Below are 15,747 nucleotides of genomic sequence, written 5' to 3'. Positions count from 1 at the left end.
CTCCTTAATCCCAGGCCGTGAGCGCTTTTATCGCGGCGGGTTTGCTGTCGAGTTCCGGCAGCACGACCCAGATGCCAGCGGGCAGAACCGGGCCGTGTTCGGCCAGGCTCGGGTTGAGTTTCCACAGGGCTTCTTCGGCAGCGTCATCGCTGCGCCCGGTTTCGCGGTAGAGCAACAGATTCACCGAATCACCGGCCACGCTTCGTACCTTACGCATTGTTGAACTCCGCCAGTTCGATGACCCAATCGACCACCATCGCAGTGCCGTCATCGATGATCTGGCTTTGGGTTTCTGAAATATTGCTGATTCGCCACAGGCCCCAATTGCGCCCGATGCCATCGATCAGCGGCAATGGCGTGCGCAGTGCCTGCAAGGCGCGCAATTCATCGAGCCGGTCCATGGCCACGGCGTACATCGATTTGCCGGTGATGGTCAGGGTTTCCGGCTTCTGCCCGGTTTGGCTGGACTTGGGTTTGCTGGTCAGGATCTGGATTTCGGTCCAGCCGCCATCGGACTTGCGCAACAGCGAGTGGTACGCAAATTGGCGCGAGAGGCCGAAGATGAAACTGCCCAGTGCCATTTGTTGTTTCATGTGGCGGCTCCATCGGTCAGGGCTGCGTCGCGGCGGGTGGCGAGGGAGTTGTTGGTCATCAACGGCAGGAACTGGCCGTGAAATTGCCCGCTCAGTTGCTGTCCGATGATTGTGCGGATTTGTTCAGCCGTGTCCGGAGCCGGACAGGTGACCTGTATCAGAGGTGAAAAGCTCACCTGTTGGTTTTGCGTCTGTGCGCTTGGCAGTTCTTTGGCGACCTCTGCCGGTGGGGCGAGTCGGTCGGACGCCGGTGCCAGTTTTTCACCAAGCCACGAACCGCCCATGTTGCCCAACGTGCTGCCGACAATACCGCCGACCAGACCACCGACAGCCGTGCCGATGATGGGAATGAAACTGCCTATCATCGCGCCTGTCACCGCACCTGCATAACCACCCGCCAGACTGCCGCCGGCTGAACCTAGCGCACCGCCGACCATTTTGTTATCGCCTTCCTGCAGCCCCTTGATCACGTCAGGCGCCGCCGCAGCTACGGTCAGCAAAGCATTGGACTTGCTGAAACCCTTGGCCATAGCCTTGGCGTCGGTGAAACGGCTGCTCAATGTCGGGCGTGTTTGTGCAGGTTTTCGTGGCGCGACGGATGACCGTTTGACGGGGGCTTTTGGACTGGCTGATTTGCGGCGTTTTCCAGGCTTCGTCGACTTTTCGGATTTGTCGGGTTTGTCGGTATCGCCAGCGGCGACAGACCTATCAAGAACATCGATCAGGGGACCGGCTCCTGCCGTCGTCAGCAATTTCGTCGCCGCACCACGAATGAGCGAGGCCGTGGCGACTTTGATCTGTGTGCCGCGCGATAGAGCAATCACGCCGCCTAGCATGAGCAGAGCCGCCGTCGCCTTGGGCTGTTCCTCGGCAAACCTGGCCATACCACTGGCGACAGCGTCCAGAGAAAACACTACACCGTCGAACCCATTGGTGAATGCTCCGCCAACGGCCGTAGACAACCGTGTACCGCTGGCATCCAAGGCATTGAAGCGCCCTTGCGAAGTGCTCCCTGACTGGTCGGCGTCTTTGCCGACTGACCCAACGTAATCGAGCTTCGTTGGAGCTTGTGGATTCGCTACAGTCAGCAGACCGAACGCCTTGGTCACATCCTCAGGTTTTTTCAGCAGCTTGAGAATCGCGTCGTTGCCACCGAACAGCGTTTTGGTCAACGCCTCCTTCTCTTCGGGCTTCTTGTCCTTGAGGGCTTCCATGATCTTGATGATGGTCGCCGACGTATCGGTCTTCATGCCTGTGGCGACAGCCTCTGGCCCCAGATCATTGCCCAGCGAAGCCCAGGCAGTGCGCTGCTCATCCGTGGCCGTGTCGGCCTTGGCAAGCAAGGTCATCAAACTGTTGAGCCCGGCTCCCGCTGCGGACTTGTCGACACCACTGTTCAAAAACGCTGCGGCCAATGCAGCGACCTGCTCCGGCGCAAGCCCGCCAGCGACAGCTTTTTCACCCACACTTTGCACGACTGAGCCGATATCCGCAGATTTTGCGTCCAGCGTGCTATGTCCCAGATAGTTGGTCGCATCGGCCAGGCTTTGGCTTTTGCCGCGATCAAGATTCATCGCTGACTGCCAGGCCAACATCATCTCACTGGCTGTTTTCACATCAACGCCGAACGCCGAAGCGTTGATCGCCGCGTCGCGAGCGAATTCGGTCAAGGCGGCAGCTTTGCGCTCGGGCTCCAGACCTTCACCCACCCCAGATCTGGCGGCTGCCAGTTGCACCTGCAATAAATCCACACCGGTTGCGCCACTGGGAGCAACCGGTTTTTCGCTGGCCATTCTCAAGGTTTCTTGTGATAGCGCCGCGAGCTGGTCTTTATCCAGTTTCACCACTCGATTGAGCTCAGACAAAGCGGTCTGCTGCGCCATCGCCGCTTGCATGGCTTTAGGTGGTGAGCGCTGCTCGACTTCTGCCTTGAGTTTTGACTTCGCCTCGCTATTGGCAGACGGGGCCGTCGCCACGACTTTGAATAGCGATTGCTGGCTCACCAGCAGTTCGCGCAATTTGATCTGCTCTTGGGTCAGCAGACGGATGTCCACGCTTGCCAATGCCAGTGCCAGGGTCAAATCCTGCACAGGTTTGACGAGGTTATCGCCTAGCGTGGATCCGCTTGTTGTAAGGCCGCCCTCACCGACGTAGGTGAGCGCAAACTTGTTCTCTGCCATGCCGCTCTACTCCTGTTTCACGCCAAGGCGAGTGATCGCTATGTCGTAGCGGCGCAACGCCTTTTCGGCGTCCCATTCCAGAATCTCCGCTTCACTTACCGGGTAAATGAGCGGGACGATATCGAGGATTACTTCGATGTCGCGTTCCGAAAGTAAGCCGCCGGCTGGTTTAAAAAATCGTCTATGCGCACCTGCAATTGCGTCCAGTCCGGCACGCTCAGGTGGGCCAGATCGGGGATCATCAGGCCGGTGCAATGAGCGGTGATGAATTCGGCGCGTTCCTTGGCCGTTTTCAGTTTCTTCATCACTTTGGTGGCGCGCAGCGCGGGCATTTCCAGGCTCAGCGAGGTCACGGTGCGGCCAGTGATGGCGAGCGGTTGCAGCAGTTGCACTTGATCGGGGTCGGCGGACTTTTCCGCGTCTTCGACCTGCTCCAGAAAGAACGACGCTGGACGCGTCGACATCTCGTGAACGTACTGCGCAATGCTCACGTAATCGGGGCGCTTGAGCTGGTCGAGTTCCTTGACCGACAGGCCGGTGGCGAGCAGTGCCAGTTCGAAAAACTGGTCGTCTTCGTCATCGCCGGCGCGTTCCAGTGCTTCTTTCTGTGCAGCATAAAACAGCGGTTTGAGCTGCAGGATTTCGATTTGCGAACCATCGTCGCCAGTGATCGGCGACAGCAGTTCATGTTGGGGTGGCATCCACGACATGTATGAATTCCTTGGTGATTCTTTGGGAATTATTGAAACCCCTTGTGGGAGCGGGCTTGCCCGCGATGAGGGCGGCACTTCCAACATTGAGTTGATTGACCCACCGCCATCGCGAGCAGGCTCACTCCTACAGGGGTTTGGTGTGTGCCCGGGGGTTACGGCATCAGCACCGCACGTCGCGCGTCACCGAGAATGTCGACGCCGTTGAGCACGAACTTCTGCGTGCGCACGTCGATGTCGATCACCGGCACGCCGTTTTCCAGGCGGTTGTAGGTGCGGCAGGACAGCTCCAGATTGGTCTTGGGTTTTTCGCCCATTTTCACTGCGGTTTCTTCAAGGGATTTCAGCTGACCGCCCACGGTGTGGTAGGTAAACCAGGTGTTGCCGTCCTGATCCTGACCGGCTTCACGCACGTTCAGCAGGATGTCGTCGCCCAGCTTCACACCCAGTGCGAGCATCACTTCGGCGCCGAGGCCTTGCAGGGTCAGCTTGGCGTTGAGCGCCTTGCCGCCCTTGGCCATCTCTTCGACGATAAAGCGCCCGCCGCGCATTTCTTCCATGTCGAATTCGATTTTCGGCGGGGTGAATTCCTCTACGGTCGCCGACAGCGGCAAGCCTTGCAGAGTGGCCGCGATGGCCTGGCGATTACGGTTGGTAAACATTAGAGAACGTCCTCCAGGAACTGCTCGATGATTTCATCGCGGGCGTTGAGTTGATAAACCATGTGTTCGTTCGGCGCGTAGCGGCCGTAATCGATGACTACGTACCAGGTGCCGTTCTTGTACTTCTCGACGCTGTTGAGTTCCGGGTGCAGATAAACGCTGCCGCCAGGAATGGTTTCGTCGGCAACCAGAGTCTGCAGCCAGTCGTTGATGCGCTTGACCTCCTGGTCCATGAACGACTTGGTGAGGTTCTTGGCCATGGCTTTCTGGCCGGCCTTGACCAGCTTGCGGCTGATCGCATCTTCGAGGCCGACGTAGCTGATGAACTTGCCGGTGATCGAGCGATTGCCCAGCAGCGAGAAGCCACCCAGCACGGTGCGCGCGTAGTAGCTGACGCCGTAGCGGTTGAGCAGATCGCCTTCGGTGGAGGTGTCGAGGATGTTGTATTCGACGACGCGCGAGACGTCTTCGGCGAAGGTCACCTGATTGCCCGGGCTTTCCCACTGCTTGACCTTGGCCAGCGCGGCGATCGCCAGGCTGGACGGTGCGAGGAAAACGTTTTTCTTCGCCGCTTTCGAGTAAACCGCAGGCATGTTGTGCACCACCAGGCAACGGTCGAAACCGAGTTCGGCGCCGCCCAGTTCCTGGCTGTACAGCACCTGATCGGCCACCGAAACGTCTTTGCCGTCCAGCACCACACGGGCCTTGATGCGCTTGCCGAACGAGGCGAATTCACCGGCCACCGCTTTGCTGCCGGTGAAGCCCGGCGCGCCAATGATGGTCAGGTCTTCCGGGACACTGCCCAGCGCAGCCAGACCGAGCTTGCGGCCAGTGGCCGGCTCGACACCGCCAATCACCGCATTGACCGTATCGGCCGGGGTCGCGCCCGCTTCGACGATCACCACATAGACCGGCACCTTGACCACTTTGAGGATCTGGTAGACCGCGTGGTACAGCGTGCCCTCTTCCGCACCGCTCGGATCGAGCAGCGCATGGGTGGTGAAACTGTTGATGCGGAACGGTGCGTTCCGCGGAATCAGCGGATCGGCGTTCGGCGCGGTGCCGACCAGACCGATGACGTTGTCACCCAGGCCACCCATGGCCTCGGGGGATTCGGTGGCATTGACGGTAATGCCGTTGTGCTCGAAGTTCAAAACCTCAGCCATGTTCAGTCAGCCTTCTTGGCAGCGGCCTTTTTGGCCTGGGTGGAAGATGTTTTCAGTTGCAGACGCCCGGCGCTGTGCAAGGCACTGGCCTCGACATCGAGCAGATCAAGCTCTTGACCGACGCTCGACCAGTGCCCACCGCTGGTGGGGAATGGGACGAGCACGGTGTAGGTTTGGCGGTTTGCCATTTTTCGTTTCTCCATAAACGGGAAAGCCCCTCCAACGGAGGGGCTTGGCGGGTGTTGAATGCTTTACGCGGGCAAAAAAACGCCCCAGGGTAAGGGGCGTTTATTGAAGTGAGTCGACTTACTCGGTCGACGAAGTGTCGGGCCAGCCATCCTTGAGCATTTCGTCTGTGTAAGTGCCCGACTCGAGCGCATTCAACAGCTCGAGCTCCCGGTCAAAACAGGCTTGGACGTGAGCACGGACAGCTTTGGCAATAGCCAGAATTTGCGTTGCGTTGATGTGGACAAATCCATCCAGCGTTTTGAAGTTACAGCGGTACTCCGCGTCGAGAATCGCTGACAGTCCTGTACTGGCGATGAGTGCCTGGCTGTCACGGGTCGTCTCGATGCTTAAGTTTTCTACCGTTATGCCTGATGTCTCTCGTGCAAAACGCTCAGTTGCGAACGCTGCAGCGTTATTCGAAGAAACATCGGGTAGCGCGACTTTGACGATTTCCCCGTCTACTCGTTTCCAAACGCCGTCTGTATCCGCTCTGGTCGCCTGAAATACTGCTTCGTCAAGTTCAATTGCGCTCTCGGGTATAACGCTGTGAATGCTTGAGTCGTATCGCCCCATCAGCGTTCCGCTCTCATCAAATGTTGCAAACTTCATGATTAATCCTCACCACTTGGTGTGTTAGCGACCAATTGCAAAATAATAAAACTGTCCGGTAGCCTGTCCCGTATTGCGAATGGTCACGTTTGCTTTACTGATCCCTTTGATTTGCCCGATATAGGTCGATCCAACGGGAGCATCCGTCGCTGTATTGGGATAAGTAGTAAAAACTGATGGGTTTACCATTGGAAAGGCTAAGGGGAAAACCTGTACGTAATTGCCTCCAGAGGGAATGGCAAGCGTCATGCCCCATTGGAGAATCAAACCTCCAAGCCAGCTCGGGAAGATGACGTAGCTACCACTCATGTCCCCGGATACGCTGATTGAAAATCCCCAGCGCATTTTTTTGGGAGTGACAATCGTTCTATCGTCCGAGCCTGCATCCGTCTGCACTTGAGTCGCGACTTTTGCTGTGCCTTGATTGGTTTCGGAGGCGTGTTGCGCCAGCGTAGCCAGTGCAGTGATATCGACGTTTCCCTGATTGACTGGCGCATTCCAGGCTTTGATGCACCACATAACGGCGAGGTTGCGTGGCCGCGTCCCAACAAGATTGCCTCGATCATAAATGGGCAGACTATCTAAAAATGACAGCCCTGCTCTCTCAGCCGTGCTAACGGAAATGCCGGTATCCGGATACATGGCCTTATTGACAACGTCACCTCCAACATAGGAATGACTGTTCTCAGTGAGGGTCGGCCCAAGCTTGAACCCAACGGTCGTGTCTTGCAGCGCTGTCAATGCGGGGGTTACTGCATCGGTCGCTAAGAGGGTTGCCTTTTGGAAGCTTCCCATTTCCCGTCCCGCGTCAACACCTCGTCCGTGATCCCAACCACGTAGAAACTCACCACGCGATTCTGGCAACCGGAAATTGCCAACGCCCTCATCGCCCTTGTTGAACTTGCCACCCAGATAAGCGCTCAAGTCCGGGTAAGTAGCGCTACTCTTGACGCTGTTATCCAGTTCCAGAAAACCCGGTGGTGGCGCGTCAACCGGAAACGCTACAATCGAACCCACCGGCAACGCAGAAGCCTTGGCGATCAGTGCTTCAACTTCAGCTTTGGTGTACGAATCCTTGATGCCAAAACCGGCCAATGTCTCAGGATTGGCACCAGCCGTCGCGCGGCCATATTCATCAACAGTCAGACTCTTGTAAGTCCCCGCAGCAATCCCGGTTCGCCCTGCAAGCATCTTGAACGTCAACGCAGTAGTGCCTAGCGTGATCGGCCCGTTGGAGGTCATGTGCCACAGCGAATCTCCATTCGCTAAGCCCTCCTCCACCATCACCGTGAGGCCCGGCGTAACTTTGGCGGTGGAGTCGGCATCAGCCGTGCGCTGCCACTCGCCATTGGCAACAATCCACAGGCCGTTGTCCTTGGCCGGTGTCTGGCTCGACAGCAACACACGATCACCGGCGATCACCGCCACACCATCAATCTGCTGCGCGCCGTTCAGCACGACATTGCCAGTCGCCGCGACCCGCACCGATTGTTTGCCGTCGAGCTTGCCGAGTTCTTCGGCCAGATAGCTCATGACCCAGGCACGCGTGGCTTTGACCACCGTGTCATCAATCTGCAGGGTCACTAGCGACGCATTGCTCGTCTCGAAAATCGAGCGGATGTAAAACTCTTTCCCCGAGCCCGACGTCGCCAGCACCGGTTTGAACGACTCCGGGTATTTGACGACGGCGTAGAGAATGCCGGTGTCGGTCCACAGCCCTGCTTCGCGCACATACCAGCCGCCAACATCCGGCGGAATGGTCACTTCGGCGAGTAGCCAGCTCGGATTTTTCTCGTCCTGGAACAGTGCATTGAGCGGTCCGCGCCAGACTTCGCGTTTCAGCGCGGTGGCGGTCGCGGCCGGGTTGTAGACCGCGCCGTTGCCGTCGCCGACCGAAATCTGCGTCAGCTTGATCGGCACACCCACGGCCTTGCACGCCGTTTCGTAGGCAGTCCCTGCGTTGGTGAGCAGGGTGTAATAGTCAGCCATTCAGGCCCCCTGAGGATAAATAGTGGATGTTTCGACGGTGTACAAAGCGGCGGCCATGAACGCCTCGCCAGAGGTTTCCAGGCCTTCGATGAACACCGGGTAAACCGTGGTCAGCTCGCCGCAGAACGTCGCGGCGCCGATGACGTGATTGCCGAACGCGCTGAGCCCCACCGAGACGGTCAGCACATCCCGCTCGCTTTTGGCATTGGCCAGGCGTCGGTCGAGACGGGCGTCGATGGCTTCGCTGTAAGGTTGTTCAGTGAAGGCGCGCACGGAAAAGCTGTAGGGGGCGCCGGGCGGTGTCTGTTCGTACCAGGCGCGGATTTCCGGGCGCAGTTGCAAACCCTTGGCAGCGTTTTCCAGCGCTTTTCGAGTGCCGGCCTGACGTGCCGTGGGCCAGGCCAGTTCGACGGTCAGGCGCTTTTCTGCTTCCGGTGCGGCGGTGCTCCATTCAGCAACACCGCGATCCGCTGCCAGATACGGCAGAAAGGCGACCGGTGTTTCTGCTGGGTTCATCAGCTCCGGGAACGGCGGCGCGATGCGATCAAGCAAGGCGCCAAAGCCCAGGTCCAGACCTCGTTCAAGTGCCGAACTGTTGGCCGGCAGCAGTGTTGGGCGCTGAGTTTTTTCACTCATAGCGTCAGCACCTCGACCTCGACCGCAGTGCAATACGGCGCTTGAAACGCCGTAGTCACGATCGGCGTTAGCGGTTCAAGAATCTGCAATTGCACGGCGCCGGCACTGTGCAGCATGTAGTCGATCCAGCTTGGATCGACCCGGCCTTCGAGGCGATGGCAACTGTCGGCGTAGGCCTGCAATTGTTGTTGCGCGGCGACTTTGGTCAGGCCTGAGTCAGGGCCGGAATATATCTTCGCGACAACGCGGATCTTGTAGCGCTGAATGTCGGCTGCCTTGATGGTAACCAAGTCGGTTTCCGGTCGTACATCAGGCCGTGCGAAGTGCTGACGAACGCCGTCAAGCAATGTCGCGGAAGGCGTGCCATCACCGCCGCGGGACAGCACAGTGACCTGCACTTCGCCCGGTGCGGTGCGCCGGGCATTGCCATCCTTAACTTGCGCGGCGAGGCCGTCCGGGTTGAAGGTGTAAGTGACATTCACCACGCCTGCCTCGGTGGACCCCACCTTTACCGCCGGACGCTCGCCGAGGGTGAAGACTTCGCGGCGATACTGCATCCGCGAACCCGCCGCCGGAGCGTGTGGCGCCAGGTAATAACGCAAGCGAGCATCGTCGTCGCTTTCATAAATTGCCGGCACTGGCGGAAACGCGGCCGGGTCACCGGGATCAAGCAACTGCCGCTCAAGGCCCATGTCCGCCAGCCGTGCATCAAGATTGCTGCCGGTCGCCCACCACGCCAGCATCTGCTTGATGCGGGCGTTGTATTTGCGCTCGTGGGTTTGCAGCCGCACGCAGAACGCTTCGAGTGCAAGGGTCAGCAGTTCGCTTTCGTTCTCCAGGCTGGTCTTGAGTTTTATCGCGCTGTCTAGCGAGCGTGCCGCGACGTAGTCGACGACGAAGGCCTTGAACTCGGCGAGCAGGTCCTCGAAAGCGTCGACCTTGATCAGTGCGGGTTCGACCAATTGGTTCTGGCCGGGAATCAACATGCTCATGTCACGACCTCGAAGGTTTGTTGGCGGTTTTTCCAGGTGCCGGCGAAACGCAGGAGCAGACCGGCGCCCTGACGGCTGGCGACGATCACTTGCGGTTGAAAATCGCCGATGCCGTTCTGCACGTTGTAGAACGCTTGCGCCGCGTGGCTCTGCGCCAGCAGCAACACGTCATCGCCGAGGTTCTGCCCCAGCGACGTGGGGATCAGCGAACCGTACAAGGGCCGTTTTTGCCGGGTGCCCAGCGGTGTGGTCAGGGCTCGGGTCGCGCGCTGCACAAACTGCAGCCAGTCGTCAACCGTGGCCCCGCTGTCTCTATCGATTCCGATCATGGAAAGCTCTTGAAATCAGGGACTAATGACGCGGCCTTGGTGGTCGACCAACGGGCCGCTGAAGTGCACGCCCGAAGCGTCGATGGTCACGCCCACGGCACCCAGTTGCAGGGTGATCAGTTGTGGCGTGAGCGCCAGTCGCGCCGGGCCGATGCTGAGCTCAAGCGATTCGCGAGAACCGTTGAACGCGGCCGGGCCGTTTTGCCAGTGCAAGGTGTGAGTGGCGTCGTCGTAACTGCTTTCGCTGCCGTCCTGGTGCACTCGTCGGGTCAGCGTCGGCACCGAGGCGGCGGGTGGAAAACGATCGCTGTTCAAGCCAAACAACGCCACGCTCTGCGCACCGCTTTCGCCGCTGCCGTAGTTGAACAGCAGGCATTGCTCGCCCATCGACGGAATCCGCGATTCGCTTTGCGCACCCGCGCTGGGGTTGAAGAACTTGATCGCCGGCGTGAGCAAACCGCCGTGGCTGACCGTGCAGGTATTGCTGGCGGCATCGACGGTCTGACAGAGGCCGATCCGACAGAAACTCTCGGCGCGTCGGTGCAGGTCCTCGATGTCCGCTTCCATTTCCGCCAGCCGCTCGATGACCGGGCCCAGTTGCATACGCAGTAGTGCATCGAACATTCGTCAGGCCTCCAGCGCGGTGTATTGATCGGGGTCGTCAATGTCGCTGACCTCCCAGGTACGGGCGAATCTGGGGATGCCCAGCGGGTCGTTAAGGAGGGTTGGGCCGAGATAGAGCGTCTGCTCGAATGTCAGCGTCCAGGTTTTGTATTGCTCGCCGTGAATTGACGGCAAACCGTCGATATTCATCGGCAGATCACACTGATCGCCGGGCAGCCCCCAGCGATTGTCGGTGATCAGATTTTTCAGCACGGCGATCAGATCGCAGGCGGCAAAGGCACTGGCGGAAAGTGCCGGGATGACTTGCAGCGACAGCGTCAGCACATGGGCAATACGCCCGTCAGCAGCACGAACGCCCGGTGCATTGCGGTCAACATCGATCAACACCCAAGCCTGTGCGCCAGGTGCGCTGAAATCCTCCTGATGGCCGACCTGCACGTTGAGTCCGGCGCTGTTGCGCAAGGTTGTTGCCATTGCCGTGTACAGCTGCGAGGGCTGCTGGATCGGGATGGGCATGCGTGACCTCCTTTTCTAATGTCCACGCCAAAACCCGCCGCACAGCGTGCAGCGAGTCAGGAAAGTGATGGGTTACTGTGGATCGCGCGGTGGCACTTCGCAGACGCCGATGCGCTTGGCGGCCCAGCGTTCGTACAGACCGATGGCGACGTCGGCACCGGCCATGGCAGTCAGGCAGCCGAATGCGCCGGCGGCCCATATGGACAGCCCTGCGGCATACAGCAGCATGATCGCCGACACGCCGCAGATCATGCAGGCGCCGGAGCGCAAGGCCAGGCGCCGCAGCAATGACCAGCCGCGGGCGCCCTCCTTGTCCGCGCGCCACATTTCGCCGGACACCCCGCCAACGACGGCCAGGAGGATGACCAGCCAGATCGGCATGTCCGCCAACGCTTGTTGCTCGTTTGTCATGTCACGCCTCCGTGGGTGATTGATGAGTGATGGGTTGGTTCAAACGGTTTCTCTTGAGGCAGGCATTCCAAAAAGCCCGGCGCTTGCACGCCAGGCTTTTCAGTAATGCGCTCCTTCGCCTTCCTTCAAATCCAGTGTTCAAGAAGGAAGCTGACTTTTCGGCGCTACTGGCGCGGTACGAGTCATTCAGATTGTTTTTCCGACCGCGGTCCCTGCCCGCCGGATAACTGCTTCTGGTGCTTTACGCTGCACACCCGGGTCAGTTGCCAACCCTCTGAACCGTTGAGGCCGGTTCATCGCTGCCTGTGCTTGTGGAACTAAAGAGCTTGTCTTGCCAGCCGCTTTGTCGAGCGGCTTGGTGGCAAGAATATGCATGGATGCATATACAGTCAATGCGTAAATGCATTTATTTATGCATCAAGAATGCACGAATGCATGGAAGCCCCGCTGCCAAAGGGGTTGGCGGCTTTCAGCAGGCGAAAAAAAACCCGCCGAGGGGCGGGCTTATCTGAAAGTGATGGGCTTAGCGGGCGTACATGCCCCACCAGAATACATGGCCGAGGATGACGATCTGCTCTTCCTGGATTTCCTGGAAGCTGTAGTCCTCGTCCGGGTGCTCATCGCGATTGAAGCTGCGCAGACGGATCCCGGTCGGCAGACGGTAGAGCTGTTTCACCCGCAACTGGCCGTTGTGGTTGATCGCATAAAGGTCGCCATCGATGATGTCGCCAATGCCGCACTTGCCCGCATTCACACCGACGGTGGCGCCATCGCGCAGCACCGGCAACATGCTGTTGCCGCGTACCGTCACGCATTTGGCCTGGTCGAACTGCACACCGTTATGGCGCAGGCTGCGCTTGCCGAAGCGCAGGCTAGAGCGCTCGCTCTCTTCGATGACGAATCTTCCTGATCCAGCAGCCAATTCAACCTCACGAAGAAAGGGCACCGACACCTCGTCGTCATCGACAGGGGTGTCGTCGTCCCACAGGCTTATGTCCTTGAGTTCCGCATGCACGTCGTCACGCCCGCCGCCGGACGTCGCCGCGACGTCCGCGCGCCCGCGCAGCTGATCGGTGCTCACGCCGAAGTATTCGGCGATTTTCGAAATGTGTTTATCCGAAGGATCGACGATCTTCCCGCTGAGAATCCGCGAGAGAGTGGATTGAGGCACGCCGGTGCGACGATGGAGCTCCGTGGGGGAGATCCCGTGCTGATCGAGCAGTGCTCTTAAGACGGAGGCTACGTTGCGTTTTTGCATAACGCGCATAGTGCTTGAAGTTTTTTGCGAAGACAAATGCTCTTTTGCATATAACATGCATAAAACAACATTTCGATGAACAAACCCGCCAATCGACCGCGATGCCTGCGTCCGATTGAGCGCCCATGGTAACCTTGCGTCCATCGCGGAAACGCCCGGCCGATGCCGCGCTTTTGCCCTACCTCTTTTAACGAGTTGCCTGACAATCCGATGAATAAAGCCGTCTCCGACCTGTCCTCCCACACCCCGATGATGCAGCAATACTGGCGACTGAAGAATCAGCACCCGGATCAGCTGATGTTCTACCGCATGGGCGATTTCTACGAGATCTTCTATGAGGACGCGAAGAAGGCCGCCAAGCTGCTCGACATCACTCTGACTGCGCGCGGCCAGTCCGCGGGGCAGGCGATTCCGATGTGCGGCATTCCCTATCACGCCGCGGAAGGCTATCTGGCGAAACTGGTCAAGCTTGGCGAGTCGGTGGTGATCTGCGAGCAGGTCGGCGATCCGGCCACCAGCAAAGGCCCGGTCGAACGTCAGGTGGTGCGGATCATCACACCGGGAACGGTCAGCGACGAAGCGTTGCTCGATGAGCGCCGCGACAACCTCATCGCGGCAGTGCTGGGTGACGAGCGTCTGTTCGGTCTGGCGGTGCTGGATATCACCAGCGGCAATTTCACCGTGCTGGAGATCAAGGGCTGGGAAAACCTGCTGGCGGAACTGGAGCGGGTCAATCCGGTTGAGCTGCTGATTCCGGATGACTGGCCGAAAGACCTGCCGGCGGAAAAACGCCGTGGCGTGCGCCGTCGTGCGCCGTGGGATTTCGAGCGCGACTCGGCGCTGAAAAGCCTTTGCCAGCAGTTTTCCACGCAGGACCTGAAAGGCTTCGGTTGCGAGAACCTGACGCTGGCCATCGGCGCCGCCGGCTGCCTTCTGGCGTACGCCAAGGAAACCCAGCGCACCGCCCTGCCCCACTTGCGCAGCCTGCGTCATGAACGCCTGGATGACACGGTGGTGCTCGACGGTGCGAGCCGGCGCAATCTGGAACTCGACACCAACCTGGCGGGCGGTCGCGACAACACCTTGCAATCGGTGGTTGATCGTTGCCAGACGGCCATGGGCAGCCGTTTGCTGACCCGCTGGCTGAACCGCCCGCTGCGCGATCTGACCGTATTGTTGGCGCGTCAGACCTCGATCACTTGCCTGCTTGATCGCTATCGCTTTGAGAAGCTGCAACCGCAGCTCAAGGAAATCGGTGACATCGAGCGCATTCTAGCGCGGATCGGCCTGCGCAATGCGCGACCGCGTGACCTTGCGCGTCTGCGCGATGCACTGGGTGCATTGCCGGAACTCCAAGCGGCGATGACCGATCTGGAGGCGCCGCACCTGCAAAATCTGGCGACCATCACCAGCACCTACCCGGAACTGGCGGCATTGCTGGCGAAAGCCATCATCGACAACCCGCCCGCGGTGATCCGCGACGGCGGCGTGCTGAAAACCGGTTACGACAGTGAACTGGACGAGTTGCAATCGCTGAGCGAAAACGCCGGTCAGTTCCTGATCGATCTTGAGGCCCGGGAAAAAGCCCGCACTGGCCTTGCCAATCTGAAAGTCGGTTATAACCGCATTCACGGGTATTTCATCGAACTGCCGAGCAAGCAGGCCGAGTCGGCGCCAGCGGACTATATCCGCCGCCAGACCTTGAAGGGTGCCGAGCGCTTCATCACCCCAGAGCTGAAAGAGTTCGAAGACAAGGCACTGTCCGCCAAGAGCCGTGCACTGGCCCGTGAAAAGATGCTCTACGAAGCCCTGCTCGAAGACCTGATCAGCCAGTTGCCACCGCTGCAGGACACCGCTGGCGCGCTGGCCGAACTGGATGTGCTGAGCAACCTCGCCGAACGTGCACTGAACCTCGACCTGAACTGCCCGCGCTTCGTCAGCGAGCCGTGCATGCGCATTACTCAGGGCCGCCACCCAGTGGTCGAGCAAGTGCTGACGACGCCGTTCGTGGCCAACGACCTGAGCCTGGATGACAACACGCGCATGCTGGTGATCACCGGCCCGAACATGGGCGGTAAATCCACCTACATGCGCCAGACCGCGCTGATCGTGCTGCTCGCGCATATCGGCAGCTTCGTACCGGCGGCCAGTTGCGAATTGTCGCTGGTCGACCGCATCTTCACCCGGATCGGCTCGAGCGATGACCTCGCCGGCGGCCGTTCGACCTTCATGGTTGAGATGAGTGAGACCGCCAACATTCTGCACAACGCCACCGAACGAAGCCTGGTATTGATGGACGAAGTCGGTCGCGGCACCAGCACCTTCGATGGACTGTCGCTGGCCTGGGCTGCGGCTGAACGTCTGGCGCACCTGCGTGCGTATACGCTGTTCGCGACGCACTATTTTGAACTGACCGTGCTGCCGGAGGCCGAACCCTTGGTGGCCAACGTGCATCTCAATGCCACCGAGCACAACGAGCGCATCGTGTTCCTGCACCACGTGCTGCCGGGGCCGGCCAGCCAGAGTTATGGCCTCGCCGTGGCGCAACTGGCCGGCGTGCCGAGCGAAGTGATCGTGCGTGCCCGTGAGCATCTGAGTCGTCTGGAAGACACCGCGCTGCCCCATGAGGCGCCGAAACCGGCCGCCAAAGGCAAACCCGCAGCGCCGCAGCAAAGCGATATGTTCGCCAGCCTGCCGCACCCGGTGCTGGATGAACTGGCGAAAGTTGACCTGGATGACATGACCCCGCGCCGCGCACTCGAAATGCTCTATGCACTGAAGAACCGGATATAAGCACTGAAGAAGCGGATATAACGCAAATCGCTTCAAGCTGTTAGAATCTCG

Annotated in this window: 17 protein-coding genes; 1 reads left to right on the top strand and 16 read right to left on the bottom strand. The window is 59.4% G+C overall.

Features of this window, described 5'->3' with window-relative positions; translation table 11 throughout:
• Nucleotides 1–4: 4 nt before the first annotated feature.
• The 16 genes from BLU52_RS04270 to BLU52_RS04195 all read right to left on the bottom strand — a co-directional run bounded on the left by BLU52_RS04270 (nucleotide 5) and on the right by BLU52_RS04195 (nucleotide 12,903).
• A complete protein-coding gene (locus BLU52_RS04270; protein ID WP_090282040.1) occupies nucleotides 5–217 on the bottom strand; it encodes a tail protein X in 213 nt (70 codons plus the stop codon).
• Nucleotides 210–593, bottom strand: a complete 384-nt coding sequence (locus BLU52_RS04265) for a phage tail protein (protein WP_090282039.1) — start codon at nucleotides 591–593, stop codon at nucleotides 210–212. The genes BLU52_RS04270 and BLU52_RS04265 overlap by 8 nt, the downstream gene beginning before the upstream one ends.
• Nucleotides 590–2,773, bottom strand: coding sequence for a phage tail tape measure protein (locus tag BLU52_RS04260; protein ID WP_090282038.1), 2,184 nt, complete (start codon nucleotides 2,771–2,773; stop codon nucleotides 590–592). The genes BLU52_RS04265 and BLU52_RS04260 overlap by 4 nt, the downstream gene beginning before the upstream one ends.
• A gap of 128 nt (nucleotides 2,774–2,901) precedes the next feature.
• Entirely contained in the window at nucleotides 2,902–3,483 is a 582-nt protein-coding gene (locus tag BLU52_RS04255; RefSeq protein WP_090282037.1) for a phage tail assembly protein, read from the bottom strand.
• Between the two features lie 155 nt (nucleotides 3,484–3,638).
• Nucleotides 3,639–4,145, bottom strand: a complete 507-nt coding sequence (locus BLU52_RS04250; RefSeq protein WP_090282036.1) for a phage major tail tube protein — start codon at nucleotides 4,143–4,145, stop codon at nucleotides 3,639–3,641.
• Nucleotides 4,145–5,311 (bottom strand): phage tail sheath protein, encoded by a 1,167-nt coding sequence (locus BLU52_RS04245; RefSeq protein WP_090282035.1) that lies wholly within the window; start codon nucleotides 5,309–5,311, stop codon nucleotides 4,145–4,147. The genes BLU52_RS04250 and BLU52_RS04245 overlap by 1 nt, the downstream gene beginning before the upstream one ends.
• Before the next feature lie 2 nt (nucleotides 5,312–5,313).
• The gene (locus tag BLU52_RS04240; protein WP_090282034.1) at nucleotides 5,314–5,499 is read right to left on the bottom strand and encodes a hypothetical protein; all 186 of its coding nucleotides are present in this window, start codon (nucleotides 5,497–5,499) and stop codon (nucleotides 5,314–5,316) included.
• A 118-nt stretch (nucleotides 5,500–5,617) separates the two neighbouring features.
• Nucleotides 5,618–6,148: a DUF4376 domain-containing protein gene (locus tag BLU52_RS04235; RefSeq protein WP_090282033.1), complete on the bottom strand. Its 531-nt coding sequence runs from the start codon at nucleotides 6,146–6,148 to the stop codon at nucleotides 5,618–5,620.
• 24 nt (nucleotides 6,149–6,172) lie between these two features.
• Nucleotides 6,173–8,137, bottom strand: a complete 1,965-nt coding sequence (locus tag BLU52_RS04230; protein ID WP_090282032.1) for a phage tail-collar fiber domain-containing protein — start codon at nucleotides 8,135–8,137, stop codon at nucleotides 6,173–6,175.
• A complete protein-coding gene (locus BLU52_RS04225; RefSeq protein WP_090282031.1) occupies nucleotides 8,138–8,773 on the bottom strand; it encodes a phage tail protein I in 636 nt (211 codons plus the stop codon).
• The gene (locus BLU52_RS04220) at nucleotides 8,770–9,765 is read right to left on the bottom strand and encodes a baseplate J/gp47 family protein (protein ID WP_090282030.1); all 996 of its coding nucleotides are present in this window, start codon (nucleotides 9,763–9,765) and stop codon (nucleotides 8,770–8,772) included. Before BLU52_RS04220 ends, BLU52_RS04225 begins: the two co-directional genes overlap by 4 nt.
• A complete protein-coding gene (locus BLU52_RS04215) occupies nucleotides 9,762–10,094 on the bottom strand; it encodes a phage baseplate protein (protein WP_090282029.1) in 333 nt (110 codons plus the stop codon). Before BLU52_RS04215 ends, BLU52_RS04220 begins: the two co-directional genes overlap by 4 nt.
• A gap of 15 nt (nucleotides 10,095–10,109) precedes the next feature.
• Nucleotides 10,110–10,718, bottom strand: coding sequence for a phage baseplate assembly protein V (locus tag BLU52_RS04210; protein WP_090282028.1), 609 nt, complete (start codon nucleotides 10,716–10,718; stop codon nucleotides 10,110–10,112).
• A gap of 3 nt (nucleotides 10,719–10,721) precedes the next feature.
• Nucleotides 10,722–11,234, bottom strand: coding sequence for a hypothetical protein (locus BLU52_RS04205; RefSeq protein WP_090282027.1), 513 nt, complete (start codon nucleotides 11,232–11,234; stop codon nucleotides 10,722–10,724).
• A 72-nt stretch (nucleotides 11,235–11,306) separates the two neighbouring features.
• Nucleotides 11,307–11,645 (bottom strand): phage holin family protein, encoded by a 339-nt coding sequence (locus BLU52_RS04200; protein ID WP_039771226.1) that lies wholly within the window; start codon nucleotides 11,643–11,645, stop codon nucleotides 11,307–11,309.
• A gap of 523 nt (nucleotides 11,646–12,168) precedes the next feature.
• Complete coding sequence (locus BLU52_RS04195; protein WP_090288437.1) at nucleotides 12,169–12,903, bottom strand: XRE family transcriptional regulator; 735 nt, start codon at nucleotides 12,901–12,903, stop codon at nucleotides 12,169–12,171.
• Nucleotides 12,904–13,113: 210 nt separating this feature from the next.
• Here BLU52_RS04195 and mutS point away from each other — a divergent pair, with 210 nt between their 5' ends.
• Nucleotides 13,114–15,696 (top strand): DNA mismatch repair protein MutS, encoded by a 2,583-nt coding sequence (mutS, locus tag BLU52_RS04190; RefSeq protein ID WP_090282026.1) that lies wholly within the window; start codon nucleotides 13,114–13,116, stop codon nucleotides 15,694–15,696.
• Nucleotides 15,697–15,747: the final 51 nt, after the last annotated feature.

Origin of the sequence: Pseudomonas granadensis, assembly GCF_900105485.1 — a bacterium.
GTDB lineage: Bacteria > Pseudomonadota > Gammaproteobacteria > Pseudomonadales > Pseudomonadaceae > Aquipseudomonas > Aquipseudomonas granadensis.
The sequence above is the reverse complement of the archived record's forward strand: the minus strand, read 5'-3'. Positions and strand labels throughout refer to the sequence as shown.